Annotated in this window: 21 protein-coding genes; all 21 read right to left on the bottom strand. The window is 62.5% G+C overall.

Features of this window, described 5'->3' with window-relative positions:
- Window positions 1-284: 284 nt before the first annotated feature.
- Window positions 285-968, bottom strand: coding sequence for an ABC transporter ATP-binding protein (locus tag NKJ20_RS02225; RefSeq protein ID WP_254818120.1), 684 nt, complete (start codon window positions 966-968; stop codon window positions 285-287).
- Window positions 965-2,251, bottom strand: coding sequence for a lipoprotein-releasing ABC transporter permease subunit (locus NKJ20_RS02230; RefSeq protein WP_352742332.1), 1,287 nt, complete (start codon window positions 2,249-2,251; stop codon window positions 965-967). Before NKJ20_RS02230 ends, NKJ20_RS02225 begins: the two co-directional genes overlap by 4 nt.
- Window positions 2,248-3,576: a proline--tRNA ligase gene (gene proS / locus NKJ20_RS02235; protein ID WP_352539626.1), complete on the bottom strand. Its 1,329-nt coding sequence runs from the start codon at window positions 3,574-3,576 to the stop codon at window positions 2,248-2,250. Before proS ends, NKJ20_RS02230 begins: the two co-directional genes overlap by 4 nt.
- 664 nt (window positions 3,577-4,240) lie before the next feature.
- Window positions 4,241-4,525 carry a DUF1467 family protein gene (locus NKJ20_RS02240; RefSeq protein WP_254818117.1) on the bottom strand — a complete coding sequence of 95 codons (285 nt, stop codon included), beginning with the start codon at window positions 4,523-4,525 and terminating at the stop codon, window positions 4,241-4,243.
- On the bottom strand, window positions 4,522-4,926 hold the full coding sequence (mce, locus tag NKJ20_RS02245) for a methylmalonyl-CoA epimerase (protein WP_352742333.1): 405 nt from the start codon (window positions 4,924-4,926) through the stop codon (window positions 4,522-4,524). Before mce ends, NKJ20_RS02240 begins: the two co-directional genes overlap by 4 nt.
- A gap of 142 nt (window positions 4,927-5,068) precedes the next feature.
- Window positions 5,069-6,739: a ribonuclease J gene (locus NKJ20_RS02250; RefSeq protein WP_352742335.1), complete on the bottom strand. Its 1,671-nt coding sequence runs from the start codon at window positions 6,737-6,739 to the stop codon at window positions 5,069-5,071.
- A gap of 102 nt (window positions 6,740-6,841) precedes the next feature.
- Entirely contained in the window at window positions 6,842-7,663 is an 822-nt protein-coding gene (locus NKJ20_RS02255; RefSeq protein ID WP_352742336.1) for a biotin--[acetyl-CoA-carboxylase] ligase, read from the bottom strand.
- A 4-nt stretch (window positions 7,664-7,667) separates the two neighbouring features.
- Window positions 7,668-9,104 carry an NADH-quinone oxidoreductase subunit NuoN gene (gene nuoN / locus NKJ20_RS02260; protein WP_352742338.1) on the bottom strand — a complete coding sequence of 479 codons (1,437 nt, stop codon included), beginning with the start codon at window positions 9,102-9,104 and terminating at the stop codon, window positions 7,668-7,670.
- Window positions 9,105-9,122: 18 nt separating this feature from the next.
- Complete coding sequence (locus tag NKJ20_RS02265) at window positions 9,123-10,628, bottom strand: NADH-quinone oxidoreductase subunit M (RefSeq protein ID WP_352742340.1); 1,506 nt, start codon at window positions 10,626-10,628, stop codon at window positions 9,123-9,125.
- Window positions 10,628-12,601 (bottom strand): NADH-quinone oxidoreductase subunit L, encoded by a 1,974-nt coding sequence (gene nuoL, locus NKJ20_RS02270; RefSeq protein WP_352742342.1) that lies wholly within the window; start codon window positions 12,599-12,601, stop codon window positions 10,628-10,630. The genes NKJ20_RS02265 and nuoL overlap by 1 nt, the downstream gene beginning before the upstream one ends.
- Before the next feature lie 10 nt (window positions 12,602-12,611).
- Entirely contained in the window at window positions 12,612-12,920 is a 309-nt protein-coding gene (gene nuoK, locus NKJ20_RS02275) for an NADH-quinone oxidoreductase subunit NuoK (protein ID WP_023676620.1), read from the bottom strand.
- A gap of 1 nt (window position 12,921) precedes the next feature.
- Window positions 12,922-13,542, bottom strand: a complete 621-nt coding sequence (locus NKJ20_RS02280; protein ID WP_023676621.1) for an NADH-quinone oxidoreductase subunit J — start codon at window positions 13,540-13,542, stop codon at window positions 12,922-12,924.
- A 118-nt stretch (window positions 13,543-13,660) separates the two neighbouring features.
- Window positions 13,661-14,152 (bottom strand): NADH-quinone oxidoreductase subunit NuoI, encoded by a 492-nt coding sequence (nuoI, locus tag NKJ20_RS02285; protein WP_023676622.1) that lies wholly within the window; start codon window positions 14,150-14,152, stop codon window positions 13,661-13,663.
- Window positions 14,152-15,195 (bottom strand): NADH-quinone oxidoreductase subunit NuoH, encoded by a 1,044-nt coding sequence (nuoH, locus tag NKJ20_RS02290; RefSeq protein ID WP_352450011.1) that lies wholly within the window; start codon window positions 15,193-15,195, stop codon window positions 14,152-14,154. The genes nuoI and nuoH overlap by 1 nt, the downstream gene beginning before the upstream one ends.
- Before the next feature lie 2 nt (window positions 15,196-15,197).
- Window positions 15,198-17,279, bottom strand: a complete 2,082-nt coding sequence (gene nuoG / locus NKJ20_RS02295; protein ID WP_023676624.1) for an NADH-quinone oxidoreductase subunit NuoG — start codon at window positions 17,277-17,279, stop codon at window positions 15,198-15,200.
- 74 nt (window positions 17,280-17,353) lie between these two features.
- Window positions 17,354-18,049, bottom strand: coding sequence for a helix-hairpin-helix domain-containing protein (locus NKJ20_RS02300; protein ID WP_352450013.1), 696 nt, complete (start codon window positions 18,047-18,049; stop codon window positions 17,354-17,356).
- 78 nt (window positions 18,050-18,127) lie between these two features.
- Window positions 18,128-19,432, bottom strand: coding sequence for an NADH-quinone oxidoreductase subunit NuoF (nuoF, locus tag NKJ20_RS02305; RefSeq protein WP_352742344.1), 1,305 nt, complete (start codon window positions 19,430-19,432; stop codon window positions 18,128-18,130).
- Window positions 19,433-19,442: 10 nt separating this feature from the next.
- Window positions 19,443-20,504: an NADH-quinone oxidoreductase subunit NuoE gene (gene nuoE, locus NKJ20_RS02310; protein ID WP_352742346.1), complete on the bottom strand. Its 1,062-nt coding sequence runs from the start codon at window positions 20,502-20,504 to the stop codon at window positions 19,443-19,445.
- 434 nt (window positions 20,505-20,938) lie between these two features.
- Complete coding sequence (locus NKJ20_RS02315) at window positions 20,939-22,129, bottom strand: NADH-quinone oxidoreductase subunit D (RefSeq protein ID WP_352450015.1); 1,191 nt, start codon at window positions 22,127-22,129, stop codon at window positions 20,939-20,941.
- Window positions 22,130-22,732 (bottom strand): NADH-quinone oxidoreductase subunit C, encoded by a 603-nt coding sequence (locus tag NKJ20_RS02320; RefSeq protein WP_352617419.1) that lies wholly within the window; start codon window positions 22,730-22,732, stop codon window positions 22,130-22,132.
- Complete coding sequence (locus NKJ20_RS02325; protein ID WP_352450017.1) at window positions 22,729-23,268, bottom strand: hypothetical protein; 540 nt, start codon at window positions 23,266-23,268, stop codon at window positions 22,729-22,731. Before NKJ20_RS02325 ends, NKJ20_RS02320 begins: the two co-directional genes overlap by 4 nt.
- Window positions 23,269-23,273: the final 5 nt, after the last annotated feature.

The following is a 23,273-nucleotide window of genomic DNA, read 5'->3' on the forward strand; positions in this document are numbered from 1 at the left end:
ATGGAAATGAGGAACGTGCTCATGCACACCAGCGAGACGACATCCTGAACAAGATCGTTCATAACTCTCTCCTGTTGTTAGTATGTTCGTATTTTGTTCTAATTTTGTTCGAATGTCAACGATCGCAGTCCGGGCGTCACCGGAATTGCGCTCGGTCATTTCGACAGGGTTAAGAAAGGGTTGAGAGGGAGATGCCGAGCGTTTCGCGGCCGACAGGCGCGCGAAAGGCGGCGGGACGGCGCACGGCAGCTCGCAGGCCGTCATCGCCTCAATTGCAGCGCACCCTAAAGCGGCACAACCTTGCCGTCGGCCAGCGTCACGCGGCGGTCCATGCGCGAGGCGAGCTCGTGATTGTGGGTGGCGATGAGCGCCGCCAGGCCCGATTGCCGGACCAGTGCTGCCAGCGCCTCGAACACATAGGAAGCGGTCACCGGGTCGAGATTGCCGGTCGGCTCGTCGGCCAAAAGCACCAGCGGCGCATTGGCGACGGCACGCGCAATGGCGACCCGCTGCTGCTCGCCGCCGGACAGCTCGGAGGGGCGATGCTGTGCCCGCTTGCCGATCTGCATATAGTCGAGCAATTGCGCCGCCCGTTCGGCCGCCTCCTTGCGCGGCAGCCCTTTTATCAGCTGCGGCATCATGATGTTTTCCAGCGCAGAAAACTCAGGCAACAAATGATGGAACTGGTAGACGAAGCCGACGTCGTTGCGGCGGATCGCCGTGCGTTCGTCGTCGGAAAGCCGGCCGCAGGCGCGCCCCGCCAGGATCACGTCGCCGGCGTCCGGTCGCTCCAGCAGCCCGGCGGTGTGGAGCAGCGTCGACTTGCCGGTGCCCGACGGCGCCACAAGCGCCACCATCTCGCCACGTTTCAGCGAAAAATCGGCGCCGTTCAGGATGGTCAGCTTGCGCGGCCCCTGTACATAATGGCGTTCGACGCTCTTCAGCTCGATAATGGCCTCGGCCATCATTCGTACCTCAGCGCTTCGACCGGATCGAGCCTGGCCGCGCGCCATGCCGGAAACAGTGTCGCCAGGAACGACAGCGCCAAAGCCATGAGAACGACCGAGATCGTCTCGCTGGCATCCATGCGGGCCGGCAGCTGGCTTAGGAAATAAAGCTCGGGATTGAACAGCCGCTCGTTGGCCAGCCAGGAGAAGAACTGGCGGATGCGCTCGACGTTGAGGCAGATCACGATGCCGAGCAGCACGCCGGCGATGGTGCCGACAACGCCGATCGCAGCCCCGGTCATCAGGAAGATGCGCAGGATCGCACCGCGCGTCGCGCCCATGGTGCGCAGGATGGCGATGTCGTGGCCCTTGTCCTTGACCAGCATGATCAGGCCCGAAATGATGTTGAGGGCCGCCACCAGCACGATCAGCGTCAGGATCATGAACATGACATTGCGCTCGACCTGCAACGCGTCGAAGAACGTCTTGTTGCGCTGCCGCCAATCGACAAGGCTGATCGGCCGCTGCGCCGCCTCTTCGACCTTCGGCTTCAGCGCGTCGATATTGTCGGGATTGTCGGCGTAGATCTCGATCGTCTGCGCCCGGCCGTCCATGTTGAAGTAAAGCTGCGCTTCCGAAAACGGCATGTAGACGATGGAACTGTCATATTCCGACATGCCGACCTCGAAGATCGCGGTGACCGGATAGCCTTTCATGCGCGGCGTCGTACCGAGCGGCGTGATGTCACCCTCGGGCGAGATCAGCGTGATGGTATCGCCGAGCACAAGACCGAGATTTTCGGCCATGCGGCTGCCAATGGCGACGCCTTCGCCGGTGTCGAAGCCGACGATCGAGCCCTCCTTGATGTTGTTGGCGACGATGGTGATCTTACCGAGATCCTCGCCGCGTATGCCGCGCACCAGCGCGCCGGTGCCGCCGCCGACATTGCCTTGCGCCAGCACCTGCCCGTCGATCAGCGGGATGGCGTATTTAACGCCGGGCACGCCGTTGATGCGGCCGGCAACCTGGGCATAGTCCTCCAGCGGCATGTCGAGCGGCTGCACGATCAGGTGCCCGTTGACGCCTAGGATGCGCGTCAAAAGTTCGGCGCGAAAGCCGTTCATGACCGCCATGACGACGATCAGCGTGGCGACGCCCAGCATGATGCCGAGGAAGGAGATCGAGGCGATCACCGAGATCACCGTCTCCTTGCGACGCGAGCGCAGATAGCGCCACGCCACCAAGCGTTCGAAGCCGGAAAAAGGCCCGGCGCCCGATGGTCTTGCTGCCGCCGCTTCGTTCATGCGGCGGCACCGAAACGCTTTTTCACGTCGCCGATCGGCAGCGTCTCGCGCTCGCCGGTCCTGCGGTTCTTGATCTCGACCTCGCCGGCGGCGACACCACGCGGCCCGACGATCACCTGCCACGGGAGCCCGATCAGGTCGGCGGTGGCGAACTTGCCGCCCGGCCGCTGGTCGGTGTCGTCGTAGAGCACCTCCTTGCCGGCGGCGGCAAAGGCGGCATTCAGCTCGCCGCAGACGCGGTCGCATTCGGCATCGCCAGCCTTCATGTTGATCAGGCCGACATCGAACGGTGCCACCGCCTCCGGCCAGATGATGCCGTTATCGTCATGGCTGGCCTCGATGATCGCCGCGACCAGCCTGGACGGGCCGATTCCGTAGGAACCGCCAGAAACGAAATGATCCTTGCCGTCCGGCCCGGTCACCTTGGCGCCCATCGGCTTGGAATATTTGTCGCCGAAATGGAAGATATGCCCAACCTCGATGCCGCGCGCCGAGACCCGGTCGCTCGCGGGCACCTTCTCCCACGCCGCCTCGTCATGCATCTCGTCGGTGGCGGCATAGGGCGTCGTCCACGTCGTGACGATGCCGCCGATCTCGGCGTCGTTCGAAAAATCAGTGTCTGCGCCGGGCACTGCCAGCGAAAGATAATCGCGATGGCAGAACACCTGGCTCTCGCCGGTGTCGGCCAGGATGATGAACTCATGGCTGAGGTCGCCGCCGATCGGCCCGGTGTCGGCGCGCATCGGAATGGCCTGCAGCCCCATGCGCGTAAACGTCCTGAGATAGGACACGAACATGCGGTTATAGGCGGCCTTGGCGCCTTCATAATCGAGGTCGAAGGAATAGGCGTCCTTCATCAGGAACTCGCGCGAACGCATGACGCCGAAGCGTGGCCGCACCTCGTCGCGAAACTTCCACTGGATGTGATAGAGATTGAGCGGCAGGTCCTTGTAGGACTTGACATAGGAGCGGAAGATCTCGGTGACCATCTCCTCGTTGGTCGGCCCGTAGAGCATATCGCGGTCTTGCCGGTCCTTGATGCGCAGCATCTCCTTGCCGTAGTCTTCATAGCGGCCGCTTTCGCGCCACAGCTCGGCCGATTGGATGGTCGGCATCAGGATTTCGAGTGCGCCGGCGCGATTCTGCTCCTCGCGAATGATCCGGCAGACCTTGTCCAGCACCCGCTTGCCGAGCGGCAGCCAGGAAAAGCTGCCCTGCCCCTGCTGGCGGATCATGCCGGCACGCAGCATCAGCCGATGCGAGACGATCTCGGCCTCGCGCGGATTTTCTTTGAGAATGGGCAGGAAATAGCGCGACAAACGCATGGACTGGTCCGTGAGAGAGGATGGCGGCGCCGGAATCGGCGCAGCGCTGGCTTGCTTGCCCCGGCTTCATAGCCATTTCATGGCGGAATGGAAACCCGGCCCAGGCGCTGCATAGACGCCGCAATTGCCGCACACGGCTTGCTGGGCGTTTCGCAAGCAACGCCTGCCGTACTATTGTGCACTGCAGCACGAGATTGCCTGTTTCCGGGCAAAATTCTTCGTGACATATTCACCCGCCTTAGGCTAGTGTGCCCCCATAACCGAGAGGGCGGAGAAAAATCTGCCCTCCTACGCGGTCAAAGTCTTGGGAGGATTGCGATCTAGGCGCGGTAACTCGCTGCCGCCGGACACCGGAAACAGATCGGACGCGTTTAAATTGCAAGGCCTCGCGCCTTGCATTTTTTTTGTGCAATCATCTGGTTAGCACGACAGATTACCAAACTACATGACGTTGCGTCAGCCCAAACCCGCCCCGGCCTTTACGTTGGGCTGACCTTGCTGGCTCAGCTTGATTTCAGAGCGTCGGCTAATGCATGTCGCGCAAAAGCGTGCAGCGGTTTTGCGATAACGACATGCATCAAACAAAAACTTAAAGCGCGTCCGATGAGGCCGGTCGAACGCGACGCGCTTTAGGCTGGGATAGTCGGACACGGTAGGTAGCCGGCTAATGCGCTGGGCTCTGGTTGAAATCCGGCACGATGTGCGGGATGTCGTCGATACCGAGGCCAAGCCCTCTCGTGATGCCGTAGAAGATACCCATGAGGACCAGCGTGGCGATCGTCGTGCGCAGCGCCGCGCGCAGCATGTGCGGTCCGCGCGGTGCGCTCGGAACCGTGCCAAGCGTCACGTCCCGATCCTCGTCCTGCGTCCGCATGCTGAACGGCAGGACGGCGAACAACACCACCCACCATGTGGCGAAGAACAGGGCGACAAACGAAACCCAACTCATACTTGCTCCAGTTCGACCAGCGTGCCGAAGAAATCCTTGGGGTGCAGAAACAATACCGGCTTGCCATGTGCGCCGATCTTCGGATTGCCGTCGCCCAGCACGCGCGCGCCGCTGGCCTTGAGACGGTCGCGCGCCGCAACAATGTCGTCCACCTCATAGCAAACATGGTGCATGCCGCCGGACGGATTCTTCGCGAGGAATGCGGCGATCGGCGAGGCTTCGCCGAGCGGCTCGAGCAACTCGATCCTGGTGTTGCCGACGTCGACGAACACCACCGTAACGCCATGCTCCGGCAGCGCCTGCGGCGCGGTCACGCGCGCGCCAAGCGTATCGCGATAGACCACCGCAGCCGCGGCCAGATCCGGCACCGCAAGCGCGACATGGTTGAGGCGTCCGAGCATAGCGTACTCCCGGGTTAGGGGAGTAGGGGAGTAAGGCAGTAGGGGAGTATGGAAAAAAAGGATCTAGAAGTGCAGACTGTTTGCGCTCCTACTTCCTACTTCCCTACTCCCTTACTGCCCTACTGCCCTACTCCCTTGTTCGTCACCTCGTGACGAACACCGTCACCAGCGGCTTCTTGCCCCAGGCTTCGTTGGCCGCGCCGCGCACCGCGCGCCGCACCGCCTCCTGGACCAGGTCGAGGTCTTTTCGGCGCTGGCGGGGGATGGAGTCCACGGCGCCGATTGCCGCATCGATCATCAGGTCTTCCAGGCTCTCGCCGCTGCCGTCGGCCTCGGCGACGCCGATGGCGACGAGATCGGGATCGCCGGCAAGCTCGTATTTGTCGTCGAGCACGACATTGACGGCGACATGGCCGGCAAAGGACAGCTTGCGGCGGTCGCGAATGCCCGTCGCCTGGTCGGTGCCGATCAGCCTTCCGTCCTTGTAGATGCGGCCGAACGGCACCTGGTCGATGATGGCGGCGGCACCCGGATACAGCCTGAGCATGTCGCCGTCGCGGACCTGCGCGACCTGGCCGATGCCGGCCGTCGACATCAGCGAGCCCTGCGCCACCAGATGCGCCGCTTCGCCATGCACGGGAACGCCGATCTGCGGCCGCACCCATTCATACATCTTGCGCAATTCGCTGCGGCGTGGATGGCCGGAGACATGCACCAGCGCATCGCCGTCCTCGATGATCTTGATGCCGAGATCGATCAGGCGGTTCTTGATTTCGAGGATCGCCTTCTCGTTGCCGGGAATGGTGCGCGAGGAAAACACCACCGTGTCGCCGGCCGTCAGCGCCACCGACTTCATCTCGTCGCGCGACAGCTTGGCAAGTGCGGCAAGCGGCTCGCCCTGGCTGCCGGTGCAGATGATGACGAGGTTTTCGCGCGGGATGAAGCCGTAATCCTCCTCGGCGATGAATTCCGGCAACCCGTCCATATAGCCGAGTTCATCAGCCACATCGATGACGCGCTTCATCGAGCGGCCAATCACCAGGCACTGGCGGCCGGCATCCCGCGCCGCCTTGGCGATGGAGACGATACGCCCGACATTGGAGGAGAAGCTGGTGACGGCGACCCGGCCCTTGGCGTTCTGGATGACGCTCTTGAGGCCCTCGCCCACCGCCACTTCGGACGGCGATTCCCCTTCCCGCATCGCATTGGTGGAATCGCAGACCAGCGCCAGCACGCCCTTGTCGCCATAGGCTCGGAAGCGCGCCTCGTCGGTCATCGGCCCGACCGTCGGCGCCGGATCGATCTTCCAGTCGCCGGTATGGATGACGACGCCGGCCGGCGTCGTGATCGCCAGCGACATCGGTTCGGGAATGGAGTGCGCAACAGGGATGGCCTCGATCTCGAACGGGCCGATGGTGAATTTCTCGCCGGCCCGGTAGATCGTCACCGGGATCTTCGGCGCCCCTTGCTCGCCCTGCCGCTTGGCTTCCAGCAGGCCGGCGCTGAACGGCGTCATCCACACCGGCGCCTTGAGCTTCGGCCAGATGTCGTGGAGCGCGCCGTAATGGTCCTCATGCGCGTGGGTGATGACGATGCCGCGCAGATTGGCGACATTCTCCTCGATGAAACGCGTGTCGGGCAGAACCAGGTCGACGCCGGGCAGGGTTGCATCGGGAAAAGTGACGCCGACGTCGACCACGATCCATTCGCGCGCATTGGCCGGCCCATAGCCGTAGAGGGCGAAGTTCATACCGATCTCGCCGACACCGCCGAGCGGCACGAAGACAAGTTCGGCGTTTTCCGCTGTCGCCATGGTCTTTCCTTCCTTGCCGGTCAAAATTGCGGGCCGGTCAAAATTGTCGGCCGGTCAAATTCAAGCTGGTCAAATACCTGGCCAGTCAAACGTATTGGCCGGTCAAACACCGGCCGAGGCAACCGCGCCGAAATGCACGTCGCCGGCGGCGATCGTCAGAACCGAACCTTCATCGTCGCGGATCACGAAACGGCAGTCCTCGTCAATGGTCTCGAAGGTGCCGCGCACCACATTACCGTCAATTCTGACAGCAACCTGGCCGCCAAGCCCCGCCGCACGCGCCAGCCACCGCAGCCTGACGGCGGCAAGCCCACGCCCTTCGTTCCACAGCCGCGCATTCTCGCTCCAGGCATCCGATAGCGCCAGAAACAGCGTCTCGGCATCGCAAGCAGACCCCAGCGCGCTGAGCGACGTCGCTGGATAAGGCAAATCCTCAGGGTATGCCACCACGTTGACGCCGATACCGATAGCCACCGCCGAACGGTCGCCATCCAGCATCGCCGATTCCAGCAGGATGCCGGCGAGCTTGGCGCCCGAGGCAAGCACATCGTTCGGCCATTTCAGTTCGAAACGGTTCTTGCCTTGGCTCGCACCATCGAGGCCGATCGCGATCCTGCCCTTCGGCACGACGGCGTCGAGCGCGTCGGCCAGCGCCAGTCCGGCAACGAAGCCGAGCGTCGCGGCAAGCCGAAGCTCGGTGTTGGTGATCACCAGCAACGTCGCTGCCAGATTGCCCTCGGGCGTCGCCCAGGCGCGGCCACGGCGGCCACGCCCGGCTTCCTGCTTTTTGGAGACGACCCAGAGTTTGCCCGGATCACCGGCCCGTGCGTGCTCCAGCGCCAGCGCGTTGGTGGAGCCGACCGTGTCGTGCGCCTCGAGCCGGAACCCGTCCGAAGCCGCGGTTGGAGCCAGCCTGAACGTCATTCCGTCAGAAGAAGGTCTTGGCTGCGGCAGCGGCGTAGGTTCCGATGGGGCCGCCGATCAGCACGTAGAACAGCACGAAAGCGCCGCAGGCGCCGAGCACGACGCGCAGTTCGGTCGCCATCGGCACGAAGCCGCCGACCGGTTCGTCGAACCACATGATCTTGATGATGCGCAGATAATAATAGGCGCCCACCACAGAGGCCAGCACACCGATGATCGCCAGCGCGTAGAGGTTGGCATTGATGGCGGCGAGGAACACGTACCATTTCCCCCAGAAGCCGGCGAGCGGCGGGATGCCGGCCAGCGAGAACATCAGGATGGTGAGGATCGTCGCCATGATCGGATTGGTCGCCGACAGGCCGGCGAGATCGCTGATCTGCTCGACATTGCCCTCCTTGCGCCGCATTGCGAGGATGAAGGCGAAGGTGCCGAGCGTCATCACCAGATAGATCAGCATGTAGATGGCGACGCCGCGCACGCCGTCCTGGCTGTTCGCGGCAAGGCCGACCAGCGCATAACCCATATGACCGATGGAGGAATAGGCCATCAGCCGTTTGATGTTGGTCTGGCCGATGGCCGCGAAGGCACCAAGCGCCATCGAGGCGATCGAGATGAAGACGATGATCTGCTGCCAGTCGGCGGCGATCGGCTTGAAGGCGCCCATGGTGACGCGCACCATCAGCGCCATCGCCGCCATCTTCGGTGCCGCCGCCAGAAAAGCCGTCACCGGCGTCGGCGCGCCCTCATAGACGTCGGGCGTCCACATATGGAACGGCACCGCCGAGATCTTGAAGGCAAGGCCGGCCAGCACGAAAACCAGGCCGAAGACGAGGCCGAGCTGGCGCTCGCCGCCGCTCAGCGCCGCGGCGATCTCCTGGAAGCCGGTGTTGCCGGTGTAGCCGTAGACCAGCGAGATGCCGTAAAGCAGCATGCCCGACGACAGCGCGCCAAGGACGAAGTACTTCAGCCCGGCCTCGGTCGAGCGCAGATTGTCCCGGTTGATCGCCGCCAGCACGTAGATCGCCAGCGATTGCAGCTCGAGGCCGAGATAGAGCCCAATCATGCCGTTGGCCGAGATCATCAGCATCATGCCGAGCGTGCAGAGCAGGATCAGCACCGGATATTCGAACTTGTCGAAACGCTCCGCCTGGGCAAAGCGGACCGACATGACCAGCGTCACCGCCGAGCCGACCAGCGCCAGCACCTTCATGAAGCGGGCGAACGGATCCTGGATGAAGGCTTCGCCATAGGCGTTGCCCTGTCCCGGCGAAAAGACCAGCCAGGCGCCGGCGATCACCAGCACGGCGACGGCAAGGCCGCTCACCGTGACAGTGGTGTTGGCGCGCGAATAGGCGCCGAGCATCAACAGCGCCAAGGCGCCGATGGCGAGGATCAGCTCTGGTGTCGAGAGCGACAGGCTTGAGAGAAGGTCCGGCGTCATGGTTCGCAAAACCCCCAGTCAGTTCGCCGCCGCGGTCTGCGCGGCGCCGATGGATGCGGTGACATTGGTAACGAGCGCCTTGACCGATTCGGCGGTCGCGTCGAAGATCGGCGCCGGATAGACGCCGAAGAAGATGACCAGCGCGACCAGCGGATAGATGATCACCTTCTCGCGCGTCGACAGGTCGAGCAGGCCTTTCAGGCTTTCCTTGGTCAGCGCGCCGAAGATCACCTTGCGGTAGAGCCAGAGCGCATAGGCCGCCGAAAGGATGACGCCGGTGGCGGCGAAGAACGCTACCCAGGTGTTGACCCGGAACACGCCGAGCATGGTCAGGAACTCGCCGACGAAGCCGCTGGTGCCGGGCAGGCCGACATTGGCCATGGTGAAGATCATGAACACGGCTGCATATTTCGGCATGTTGTTGACCAACCCGCCATAGGCATCGATGTCACGCGTATGCATGCGGTCGTAGACGACGCCGACGCAGAGGAACAGCGCGCCGGAGACCAGGCCGTGCGACAGCATCTGAAAGATCGAACCCTGGACGCCTTCCTGGTTCATCGCGAAGATTCCCATGGTAACGAAGCCCATGTGAGCGACCGACGAATAGGCGATCAGCTTCTTCATGTCCTCCTGCATCAGCGCCACCAGCGAGGTGTAGATGATGGCGACAACGGAGAGCGTGAAGATCAGCGGCGCGAACATTTCAGATGCGATCGGAAACATCGGCAGCGAAAAGCGCAGGAAGCCGTACCCACCCATCTTGAGCAGGATGGCGGCCAGGATTACCGAGCCGGCCGTCGGCGCCTCGACATGCGCGTCCGGCAACCAGGTGTGCACCGGCCACATCGGCATCTTCACCGCGAAGGACGCGAAGAAGGCAAGCCATAGCCAAGTCTGCATATTGGCCGGGAAGTTGTGGGTCAGAAGCGTCGGGATGTCGGTGGTGCCGGACTGGAAGAACATCGCCATGATGGCGAGCAGCATCAGCACCGAGCCGGCCAGCGTATAGAGGAAGAACTTGAACGAGGCATAGACGCGCCGCTTGCCGCCCCACACGCCGATGATGATGAACATCGGGATCAGGCCGGCTTCGAAGAAGACATAGAACAAGACGATGTCGAGCGCGCAGAACACGCCGATCATCAGCGTCTCGAGCAGCAGGAAGGCGATCATATAGGCCTTGACGCGCTTCTCGATCGATTCCCACGAGGCGAGGATGCAGAGCGGCATCAGGAAGGTGGTCAGGATGACGAACAGCATGGAGATGCCGTCTACGCCCATATGGTAGGAGATGCCGGAATCCAGCCAGGCAAACTTCTCGACGAACTGGAAGCCGGGCTGCGAATTGTCGAAGCCGGTCCAGATGAACAGCGAAATCACAAACGTGAACGCGGTCGTGAACAGTGCTATGGCGCGGATGTTGCGGCGCGCGTTCTCGCTGTCGTCACGCACGAAAAGGATGAGCAGCACACCAACCAGCGGCAGGAAGGTGACCAGCGATAGGATCGGCCAGGCGGTCATCAGAGCATCATCCAGGTGACGAGTGCGGCAACGCCGATCAGCATGGCGAAGGCATAGTGGTAAAGATAGCCGGTCTGCAGCTTGACGACCCGGTTGGTGACGTCGACGACGCGCGCCGAAATGCCGTCCGGCCCGAGCCCGTCGATGACGGTGCCGTCGCCGGTCTTCCACAGGAAGCTGCCGAGGCGCTTTGCCGGCCGCACGAACAGGAAGTCGTAGAGCTCGTCGAAATACCATTTGTTGAGCAGGAAGGCGTAGAGCAGGCGATGGTTGGCGGCGACGCTCCGAGGCATTTCCGGCGCGCGAATATAGAACTGCCAGGCAATCGCAAAGCCGATCAGCATGGCGATGAACGGTGACAGCTCGACCCACAACGGCACTTCGTGGATTTCGTGCAGGATGTGGTTGTCCGGCAGCGTGAACAGCGACGCCTTCCAGAATTCGGCATAGCCCTCGCCGATGAAGGCGCCGTGGAAGATCACGCCGGCGAACAGCGCGCCCGCCGCCAGGATGAACAGCGGCACCAGCATGACCGGCGGCGATTCATGGACATGGTGCATGACCTCGTGGCTGGCCCGCGGCTCGCCGTGGAAGGTCATGAAGATCAGCCGCCAGGAGTAGAAGGAGGTGAAGCAGGCAGCAATGACCAGCAATATGAAGGCAAACGCGGCGACCGCATTGTGGCCGGCGAAGGCCGCTTCGATGATGGCGTCCTTGGAAAAGAAGCCGGCGGTGCCGATGATCGTTACCGGGATGCCGACACCGGTCAGCGCCAGCGTGCCGATCACCATCATCCAGTAGGTCTTCGGGATCAGCGTCCTCAGGCCGCCCATTTTGCGCATGTCCTGCTCGTCGGAGACGGCGTGGATGACCGAGCCCGAGCCGAGGAACAGCAGCGCCTTGAAGAAGGCGTGGGTGAACAGATGGAAAATCGCTGCGCCATAGGCGCCGACGCCGAGCGCCACGAACATGTAGCCGAGCTGCGAACAGGTCGAATAGGCGATGACACGCTTGATGTCGTTCTGGACGAGGCCGACGGTCGCCGCGAAGAAGGCGGTGAAGGCGCCGATGAAAGTGACCACGGTCAATGCCGAATGCGACAGCTCGAACAGCGGCGACAACCGCGCCAGCATGAACACGCCTGCCGTCACCATGGTGGCGGCATGGATCAGTGCCGAGACCGGCGTCGGGCCTTCCATGGCATCCGGCAGCCACGTGTGAAGCGGCACCTGCGCCGACTTGCCCATGGCGCCCATGAACAGGAGCAGGCAGACGACCGTCATCGCAGCCTGCTTGTCGAGCGCATAGCCGAGGAAGGTCAGCACGGCCGCACCTTGCGGCGCGCCTTCCGCCGGAATGAACGTCGCCGCATTGGCGAAGATGGTGCCGAGATTGACCGAGCCGAACAGCACGAACACGCCGAATATGCCGAGCGCAAAGCCGAAATCGCCGACGCGGTTGACGACGAAGGCCTTGATCGCAGCCGCATTGGCCGACGGCTTCTTGTACCAGAAGCCGATCAGCAGATAGGAGGCAAGGCCGACGCCTTCCCAGCCGAAGAACATCTGCACGAGGTTGTCGGCCGTCACCAGCATCAGCATGGCGAAGGTAAACAGCGACAGATAGGCGAAGAAGCGCGGCCGGTCCGGATCGTGATGCATGTAGCCGATCGAGTAGATATGGACCAGCGACGACACCGTGTTGACAACTACCAGCATCACCACCGTCAGCGTGTCGATCCTGAGCGCCCACGACGCCTCCAGCCCGCCCGACTGGATCCAGCGCATCACCGGCACGGTGAACACCTCGCCGCCGCCGAAGCCAACCGAGAAGAAGGCGACCCACGACAGCACGGCCGCGATCACCAGGAAGCCCGAGGTGATGTATTCGGAAGCCTTGGCCCCGAGCGAGGTGCCGAACAGGCCGACGATCAGAAAGCCGAGCAGCGGAAGGAAGACGATGGCCTGATACATGGTGGTTCCGTCAACCCTTCATCATGTTCACGTCTTCGACCGCGATCGAGCCGCGGTTGCGGAAGAAGACGACGAGAATGGCAAGGCCGATCGCCGCTTCGGCCGCCGCGACCGTCAGCACGAACAGTGCGAACACCTGGCCGACCAAATCGCCGAGCGCCGCCGAAAAGGCGACGAAATTGATGTTGACCGCAAGCAGGATCAGCTCGATCGACATCAGGATGACGATGACGTTCCTGCGGTTCAGGAAGATGCCGAACACGCCGAGCGTGAACAGGATCGCCGATACGGTCAGGTAGTGCGCGATGCCGACGACCATCTCAGACTCCTTCGCCCGTCTTGACCTTGCGGATTTCCACTCCGGTTGCTGCCGTGCGGCCGACCTGGGCGGCGATCGACTGCCGCTTGACGCCCGGCTTATGGCGCAGCGTCAGCACGATGGCGCCGATCATGGCGACCAGCAGCACCAGCCCCGCCACCTGGAAGTAATAGAGGTAATCCGTATAGAGGATGTCGCCGAGCGCTGCCGTGTTCGAGCGCGCGGCCAGGTCCGGAATGGGTTTCGCGACCGTCGCCGCCAGTTTCGGCGCGAATGTATAGCCGCCGAGCACGACGATCAGCTCCGCCGCCAGGATCAGCCCGACCAGCGCGCCGATCGGTGCATATTGCAGGGCGCCTTCCTTCATTTCGGCGAAGTCAACGTCGAGCATCATGACGACAAACAGGAACAGCACCAGCACCGCGCCGACATAGACGACGAGCAGGATCATCGCCAGGAACTCGGCGCCGGTCAGCATGAACAGGCCGGCGGCGTTGAAGAAGGTCAGGATCAGGAACAGCACCGAATGCACGGGATTGCGCGCCGAAATGACCATGAACGCCGATGCCACCGCGACAAAGGCGAAGAGGTAGAAAAAGGCCGCCTCTAGTCCACTCAGCATGGGTTCCCCCGGGTTTCCTGTCAGAACAGGACGTTCGTCCTGTTTTTTGCCACCGCCTCCGGTCGGCAAGTTGCGTGTTCCTTAAACGAGGCCCCTCGCCCCGTCCATGCGTCAAATATCAGCGGTAAGGCGCATCCAGCGAGATGTTGCGCGCCAGTTCACGCTCCCAGCGGTCGCCATTGGCCAGGAGCCGGTCCTTGTCGTAATACAGCTCCTCGCGCGTTTCCGTCGCGAATTCGAAATTCGGCCCCTCGACAATGGCGTCGACCGGGCAGGCTTCCTGGCAGAAGCCGCAGTAAATGCATTTCACCATATCGATGTCGTAGCGCACGGTGCGCCGCGTGCCGTCATTGCGGCGTGGGCCGGCTTCGATGGTGATGGCCTGTGCCGGGCAGATCGCCTCGCACAATTTGCAGGCGATGCAGCGTTCCTCGCCGTTCGGATAACGACGCAGCGCATGTTCGCCACGGAAGCGCGGGCTGACCGGCCCCTTTTCATGCGGATAGTTGATCGTCTCCTTCGGCGCGAAGAACTGGCGCATCGACAGGAAGAAAGCGCTGACGAAATCCTGCAAAAGCAGTGACTTGGCGGCCTGGGATAATGCTGACATCAGGCAAACCCGGTGAGTTTGAGGAAAGCGGCGGTAGCGACCACCATGAACAGCGAGATCGGCAGGAAGACCTTCCAGCCGAGCCGCATCAGCTGGTCGTAGCGGTAGCGCGGCACGAACGCCTTCACCATGGAGAACATGAAGAACACCAGGCAGACCTTGAGTACGAACCAGATCAGCCCCGGCACCCAGGTGAACGGCGCGAAGTTGAAGGGCGGCAGCCAGCCGCCAAGGAACAGGATGGTGGCCAGCGCGCACATCAGGACGACGGCGACATATTCGCCGAGGAAGAACAACAGGAACGGCGTCGAGGAATATTCGACCATATGGCCGGCGACGAGTTCCGATTCGGCTTCCACAAGATCGAAGGGCGGCCGGTTGGTCTCGGCCAACGCCGAGATGAAGAAGACGATGAACATCGGGAACAGCGACAGCCAATGCCAGTCGAGGAAGGTGTTGGGCAGGCCGAGCCGCGTGCCCAGCCCGTCCTGTTGCGACAAGACGATGTCGGACAGGTTGAGCGAGCCGACGCAAAGCAGCACGGTGACGATGACGAAACCGATCGAGACTTCGTAGGACACCATCTGCGCCGCCGAGCGCAGCGCGCCAAGGAACGGGTATTTCGAATTGGAGGCCCAGCCGCCCATGATGACGCCATAGACCTCGAGCGAGGAGATGGCGAAGACATAGAGGATGCCGACATTGACGTTGGCGATCGCCCAGCCCTCATTGACCGGGATAACCGCCCAGGCAGAGATCGCCAGCACCGCCGACACCAAAGGCGCCAGCAGGAAAACGCCCTTGTTGGCGCCGGACGGGATGACCGGCTCCTTGAAGACGAATTTCAGCAGATCGGCGAAGGCCTGCAGCGTGCCCCATGGGCCAACGACATTCGGGCCTCGGCGCAATTGCACCGCCGCCCAGATCTTGCGGTCGGCGTAAAGCACATAGGCGACGAAGATCAACAGAACGACGATCAGCACGACCGACTTCAAAAGGATCAGCAGCGCCGGCAGCACGTAGAAGGAGAAGAAGGTGTCCATGTCTACTCCGCCGCCTGCCTGAAGCCGTTCTTCGCCAAAGCCGAGCACTCGGCCATCACCGCGGAAGCCCGCGCGATCGGGTTGGTCAGGTAGAAATCCTTGACTGGCGAGGTGAAGGTGCCTTTGTTCAGCCGCCCGCCGAGCTTGGCAACCCTGGCGATGTCGGCCGGGTCGCCGGCCGCGACATGGTCGATGCGGGCAAGATGCGGGTATTCCGCATAGAGCTTTGCGCGTAGCTGCGGCAGCGAATCGAAAGGTAGCTTCTTGCCGAGCACATCCGACAGTGCCCGAAGGATCGCCCAGTCCTCGCGCGCCTCGCCGGGCGCGAAGCCGGCCCGGTTGGTCTGCTGCACGCGGCCTTCGGTGTTGACGAAGGTGCCCGACTTCTCGGTATAGGCGGCACCCGGCAGGATGACGTTGGCGCGGTGTGCGCCCTTGTCGCCATGCGTGCCGATATAGACGACGAAAGCGCCGCCGGTCTTGGCCATATCGATTTCGTCGGCGCCGAGCAGGAACAGCACATCGGTCTCGCCCAGCATGCCGGCGACGTTCCTGCCGCCCTCGCCCGGCACAAACCCGACATCGAGGCCGCCGACGCGTGCCGCGGCGGTGTGCAGCACGGCAAAGCCGTTCCAGTCGGCCCTGGCAGCGTTGACGGCGACGGCGAGCTTCGCCGCTTGGCCGAGCACGGCCGCCCCGTCCGGACGCGCCAGCGCACCCTGTCCGACGATGATCAGCGGATGCGTCGCCTTCTTCAGCAGCTGGAAGAACTTGCCGTTACCGTCGGCCAGATCCTTCAGCGATTCCGGCCCGGCGCCGAGCTGCTCATAATCATAGCGCGTATCGCCGACATCGCCGATGACGCCGACCGGCAGATTGCCGGCCCGCCAGCGCTTGCGGATGCGGGCGTTGAGCAAGGATGCCTCGAAGCGCGGATTGGCGCCGATGATCAGCACCGCATCGGCCTGTTCGATGCCTTCGATGGTCGGGTTGAACACATAGCTCGCCCGGCCGAGCGACGGATCGAGTGCGGCGCCGTCCTGGCGGCAGTCGGTGTTCTTCGAGCCGAGCGAAGCCATCAGAAGCTTCAGCGCGTAGATCTCCTCGACGGCTGCGAGATCGCCGGCAATGGCACCGATCTTTTCGGGTGCCGCATTCGACACCGCTTCCTTGATCGCGGCAAAAGCCTCGGCCCAGCTTGCCGGGGCCAGTCTGCCGTCCTTGCGCACATAGGGGCGGTCGAGGCGCTGCGTGCGCAGACCATCCCAGATGAAGCGGGTCTTGTCGGAAATCCACTCCTCGTTCACCGCCTCGTTGGTACGCGGCAGGATGCGCATCACTTCGCGGCCTCGGCTATCGACGCGGATCGCCGAGCCGACGGCGTCCATCACGTCGATGGATTCGGTCTTGGTCAGTTCCCACGGCCGTGCCTGGAAGGCGTAGGGTTTGGAGGTCAGCGCACCGACCGGGCAAAGGTCGATGACATTGCCCTGCAGTTCCGAAGTCATCGCGCTTTCGAGATAGGTGGTGATCTCGGCATCCTCGCCGCGGCCGATCAGGCCGAGCTCGGATATGCCCGCAATCTCGGTGGTGAAGCGGACGCAGCGCGTGCAATGGATGCAGCGGTTCATGATCGTCTTGACCAGCGGCCCGATATACTTGTCTTCGACCGCCCGCTTGTTCTCGTGGTACCGCGAGGAATCGACTCCGAACGCCATCGCCTGGTCCTGCAGGTCGCACTCGCCGCCCTGGTCGCAGATCGGGCAGTCCAGCGGATGGTTGATCAGCAGGAATTCCATCACGCCTTCGCGCGCCTTCTTGACCATCGGCGTGTTGGTGAAGATTTCCGGCGGCTCGCCGTTCGGGCCGGGGCGCAGGTCGCGCACGCCCATGGCGCAGGACGCCTGCGGCTTGGGCGGGCCGCCTTTCACCTCAATCAGGCACATACGGCAATTGCCGGCGATCGACAGCCGCTCGTGGAAGCAGAAGCGCGGCACTTCCGCGCCGGCGTCCTCGGCCGCCTGCAGCAGCGTGTAATGGTCGGGTACAGTGATCTCTTTCCCGTCGACCTTGAGCTTTGCCATTTCGCCTCAAACCCCTGCGGACGTTCCGCAATCTTTCCTTCCGGGCGCAGCCGAGACCGCGCACGATATTGAATTCACTTTTTGGCCCCGGCCAACGCGGCCGCCTGACCGATCCAGCCGTCACGGCCGATGCGGCCCTTCAACGACAGGTAATCTTCGACCCAGGCGATCTCTTGCGGCGTCCACGCGGCGATCTGGGCGTATGTCCAGATGCCAAGGCCGTTCAGCACCTTTTCCAGTTTCGGCCCGATGCCCGATATCGCCTTGAGGTCAGCCGGCTCGGCTGGCCGATCCATCGGCTTAGGCTGCTTGAAATCCTCCGGCATCAGGCCGGCCGACGCATCCGCTGCAACGGTGCTGGCATTCGCCAAGCTCCGCGCCGCAGTGCTCGTCGCAATGTCGGTCACATCGTTGGCGAAGGACTGCGCCTCGGCAATCAGGGTTTTGGTCGCCGCGCGTGCCTTGGTCGAGGAGCTTTTGCCGGTCGCGGAAACGCGTTCCGTTCGCGCCTCGAAATCCTCGGCGACCGGCTGCCAAAGCCGCTGCGAGGACTCGGCCGCGCCTGAAAGCACGCCCATCCAGATACCAAAGGCGTGGTTGGCAAGGCCGATGCCGAGTGCCGTCATCGCCGCCGCGCCCGCGACAGGATGCGCCAGGAGATTGACGGCATTGGCCATCTCCTTCGGCATCATCCTGGTCAGATCCTGGTTCATCTTCAACAACGGGTCCATATCGGGCGTAAAATCGTCGGGTGTCGAAAACAGCGACATAGGTGGTCTCCTGGTCGTTTCCGTCTGCCCCGCGCTCGTTTCCTCGTGTCGGACATTCGTCCGCATTTTTGAATTCTTCTATTCCGCCGCCGCCAGCACCGGTTCGGCACGGTGCGCGTTGCGCGAAAACTCGTCGATGCGCCGCTCCACCTCGCCGCGGAAATGCCGCATCAGGCCCTGGATCGGCCATGCTGCCGCATCGCCCAGCGCACAGATCGTGTGGCCCTCGACCTGCTTCGTCACGTCGAGCAGCATGTCGATCTCGCGCTTCTGCGCCTCACCGCGCACCAGCCGTTCCATCACCCGCCACATCCAGCCGGTGCCCTCACGGCAAGGCGTGCACTGGCCGCAGCTCTCGTGCTTGTAGAAATAGGACAGCCGCGCGATCGCTTTCACGATATCGGTCGATTTGTCCATGACGATGACAGCCGCCGTGCCGAGGCCCGATTTCAGGTCGCGCAGCGCGTCGAAATCCATCGGCGCGTCAATGATCTGCTCGGCCGGCACCAGCGGCACCGAGGCGCCGCCCGGAATGACCGCCAGCAGATTGTCCCAGCCGCCGCGAATGCCGCCGCAATGCGTCTCGATCAGTTCGCGGAACGGGATCGACATCGCCTCTTCGACGGTGCACGGATTGTTGACGTGGCCGGAGATGCAGAACAGCTTGGTGCCGACATTGTTGGGCCGGCCGAAGGACGAGAACCAGGCGGCACCGCGGCGCAGGATGGTCGGCGCCACCGCGATGGACTCGACATTGTTGACTGTCGTCGGGCAGCCATAGAGGCCGACATTTGCCGGAAATGGCGGCTTCAGCCGCGGCTGGCCCTTCTTGCCCTCGAGGCTTTCGAGCAGCGCCGTTTCCTCGCCGCAGATATAGGCGCCGGCGCCATGGTGCATGTAGATGTCGAAATCGTAGCCGGAGGTGTTGTTCTTACCGATCAGCTTGGCCGCATAGGCCTCGTCGATGGCGCGCTGCAGCGCCTCGCGCTCGCGGATAAACTCGCCGCGCACATAGATGTAGGCGGCGACCGCGCCCATGGCGAAGCCGGCAAGCAGGCAGCCTTCGACCAGCGTATGCGGGTCATGGCGCAGTATGTCGCGGTCCTTGCAGGTGCCGGGCTCGGATTCGTCGGCATTGACGACGAGATAGCTCGGCCGGCCGTCGCTTTGCTTGGGCATGAACGACCATTTGAGCCCGGTCGGGAAACCGGCGCCGCCGCGGCCGCGCAGGCCCGATGCCTTCATCTCGTTGACGATCCACTCGCGCCCCTTGGCAACGATGCCGGGCGTGTTGTCCCAGGCGCCGCGCGCCATGGCACCGGCCAGCGACTTGTCGAAGCGGCCGTAGATGTTGTTGAAGATGCGGTTTCTGTCCTGAAGCATTGCTCGTTCCTCAGACCGGCTTCTTGCCGGTCGGCCGGCTCCTGTTTCCGGGCGACGGCTTGGCCGCCTTGGCGGCAGCCTTCGCCGGTTTGACCTTGGCCTCCGGCGCTTTGAAAGCAGACGCCGGCTCGGCCTTGTTCTTGGGGCCCTTGCGCTGTTTCGAGACGTCCTCGACCTGCGGTTCGGCCTTGTTGGCATTGGCGGCCGAATGCAGAGGCGCTGCGACGCTCGCCGCCCTTTCCGCCGCGGGCGCGACTTTCGTCGCCGACGGCGATTTCAGCGCCGGGTTGGTCTCGACCGCGTCGGTCTTCGGCTTGCTGGCATTCGAGGGCGCAACCGGCGCCGGCGCGGCAGGAGCAGCTGGCGGAACTGATGCTGCGACGGCAGCCGCCGGCTCTGCATCCTTGGTGGCCTTGGTCGCCGCCCTGGTTTCCCGGTCGCGGGTCGCCTTGAGGATCGCCTTTTCGCTCTTGAGGGTCGTCAGGCCACTGGCCGGCTCAGAGGTGATGCGGCCGTTTTGCGGTCCTGGCGTCACCGAAGCACCTTTGCCGGCGTCATAGAGGTCGATGATCTCGGCAAGCCGCTCCGGCGTCAAATCCTCATAGGTGTCCTTGAATATCATCACCATCGGTGCGTTGACGCAGGCGCCGAGGCATTCGACCTCCTCCCACGACAGCGTGCCCTTGTCATTGGTGTGGAACTGGTCGTGATGGATTTTCGAGCGGCACACATCCATCAGCGCTTCCGAGCCGCGCAGCATGCAGGGCGTGGTGCCGCAGACCTGGATATGAGCGCGGGTGCCGACCGGATTGAGCTGGTATTGCGTATAGAAGGTGGCGACTTCCAGCCCACGGATATAGGGCATGTCGAGCATGTCGGAGATCGTCTCGATCGCCGCCTTGGTCACCCAGCCTTCCTGTTCCTGCGCCAGCATCAGCAAGGGAATGATGGCGGACTGCTCGCGCCCCTTCGGATATTTCTTGATCCACTGCTTCGCCGCCGCCGCATTCGCCCGGTTGAAGGCGAAGGAGGCTGGCTGGAGGCTGGCTTCTGCGAGACGGCGGACTGACATTACGATTTCGCTTCTATGTTTCTACTGGTTAGAGTTGTAGGCGCGATAGCAATCCTCGGATCGCCCCAAAACGCATACGAACTCTTCATTTCCACGCTTCAGGCGGATGTATCCGTCATAGCGGCTATACACCCAAGCTATTGGCTTGCAACGATATTCTTCGGGGATCAATGACGCTACGAGGTTGTCATGAACCGCGCAGTTGGACGATGTCGACGGCCGGCCATGGACAAGAATGCCCTCATCCATTGCTGGGGTCTGGGTGCTCAAGCGACGGACTGTAAGCAGATCGCCTTCTGCAATAAGCTTGAACCCCTCTTTGAGAAGATCGGTCGACGAGAGACCCTCACCGGACCCAGCAAGCGACACTTCAGCGGAAGCCGCAAGGCATGCCGCGGCCAGAAACGCCTTTGACGGTCGAGCCATTCCCATCATCACCGATCGACCTCACCAAACACGATGTCGAGTGAACCCAACACGGCGGTGACGTCGGCCAACATGTGGCCGCGACACAAAAAGTCCATGGCCTGGAGATGCGCGAAGCCGGGCGCGCGCAGCTTGCAGCGATAGGGCTTGTTGGTGCCGTCGGAGACGAGATAGACGCCGAACTCGCCCTTCGGCGCCTCGACCGCCGCATAGACCTCGCCGGCCGGCACGCGGTAGCCTTCGGTGTAGAGCTTGAAATGATGGATCAGCGCTTCCATCGAGCGCTTCATCGCCGCGCGCTTCGGCGGCACCACCTTGCCGTCAAGGTTGGACACCGGCCCGCTGCCCTCCTTACCGAGCAACAGATCGACGCACTGGCGCATGATTTTCGCCGACTGCCGCATCTCTTCCATGCGCACCAGATAGCGGTCGAAACAGTCACCGTTCTTGCCGATCGGAATGTCGAAATCCATCTCGGCATAGCATTCGTAGGGCTGCGATTTGCGCAGGTCCCACGGCGCGCCCGAGCCGCGCACCATGACGCCGGAAAAACCCCAGGCCCAGGCGTCGGCCAGAGACACCGTCGCGATGTCGACATTGCGCTGCTTGAAGATGCGGTTGCCGGTCAAGAGTGAGTCGAGGTCGTCGACCGATTTCAGGAATGGGTCGATCCACTTGCCGATGTCCTCGATCAGCTTCTGCGGCAGATCCTGATGCACGCCGCCGGGGCGGAAATAGGCCGCGTGCATGCGCGAACCCGAGGCGCGCTCGTAGAACACCATCAGCTTTTCGCGCTCGACGAAGCCCCACAGCGGCGGCGTCAGCGCGCCGACATCCATCGCCTGCGTCGTCACATTGAGGATGTGCGACATGATGCGGCCGATTTCCGAATAGAGCACTCGGATCAACTGGCCGCGCTTTGGCACCTCGATGCCGAGCAGACGCTCGGCGGCAAGCGCAAAGGCATGCTCCTGGTTCATCGGCGCGCAATAATCGAGCCGGTCGAGATAGGGCACGGCCTGCAGATAAGTCTTGGCCTCGATCAGCTTTTCCGTGCCGCGGTGCAACAGCCCGATATGCGGGTCAACGCGATCGACGACTTCGCCGTCAAGCTCCAGCACCAGGCGCAAAACGCCGTGCGCCGCTGGATGTTGCGGGCCAAAATTGATGTTGAAGTTGCGAACGGAGGTTTCAGCCATTTACTGCTTTGCCTTTTCATCCCCCGGAAGCACGTAATCCGTACCTTCCCACGGAGACAGAAAATCGAAATTGCGGAATTCCTGCTTGAGCTCCACTGGCTCGTAGATGACGCGCTTGGCTTCGTCGTCGTAACGCACCTCGACGAAGCCGGTCAGCGGAAAGTCCTTGCGCAGCGGATGGCCTTCAAAGCCGTAATCGGTCAGAATCCGCCGCAGATCGGGATGGCCTGAAAACAGCACGCCATAGAGATCATAGGTCTCGCGCTCGAACCAGTCGGCGCCGGGATAAATCCCGGTGATTGACGGCACCAGCGTCTCTTCGTCGGCCTGGACCTTGATTCGGATGCGGATATTCTGTCTCGGCGACAGCAAATGATAGACGACGTCGAAGCGCTTCGCCCGCGATGGATAATCGGCGCCGCAGACGTCGATGATCGAAATGAACTGGCATTTCGGGTCGTCGCGCAGGAAGGTCACCACCTCGATCAGGTCGCGCGGCTCGACCGAGATGGTGAGTTCGCCATAGGCGAACACCGCCTCGCCGATCCGGCCGATCAGCTTCTCGCCGAGATAGGTCGAGAGGTCATTCAACGCCTGGGTCATGACAACCTCGCCAACCAGCCCAGAACCTTGCGCGAGTCTTCTGGATCTTTTTCACCAAACCAGCCGCTCTCCCTGGCGGCGTCAATAGTCAAAAAAACCTGGCATTCATCATCGTCACCCGGCTCGCCAAAAAACAGCTTTCCGACAAACTGCCGGGTTTCCAGATGCGCAGGGTCGCCATTTAGAGCAACGCATTCCACAAACAGCTTTTCGGTAGTTGCTCCCTGGCCCGACGCGGCAGAGGAAAGCTTGGCCGACATTTCACCAATCAGATTCTTGGTTCGATCGCCAAGCGAACGCAGTCTTACGTCGCCATGATAAAAGATAATTCGTGGGTCGCTTGTCGGCTCGGCTTCCCAATCATTCAATCGGATGTCGATACCGACACCAGCAGCACCAAATTTCGTGTCTGTTGAGAGCGCAGAAGAATAAAACGTCGAACCGGAGTCCGTTTTTACAAATCGCTGTTCAGACGTTCTGAACATCAAATCCAGCCAAGGTTCAGGGTTGCCATAAATGATCCGATCTTCATCCATGGCGA

The organism is Mesorhizobium sp. M0185 (assembly GCF_040322175.1).
GTDB lineage: Bacteria > Pseudomonadota > Alphaproteobacteria > Rhizobiales > Rhizobiaceae > Mesorhizobium.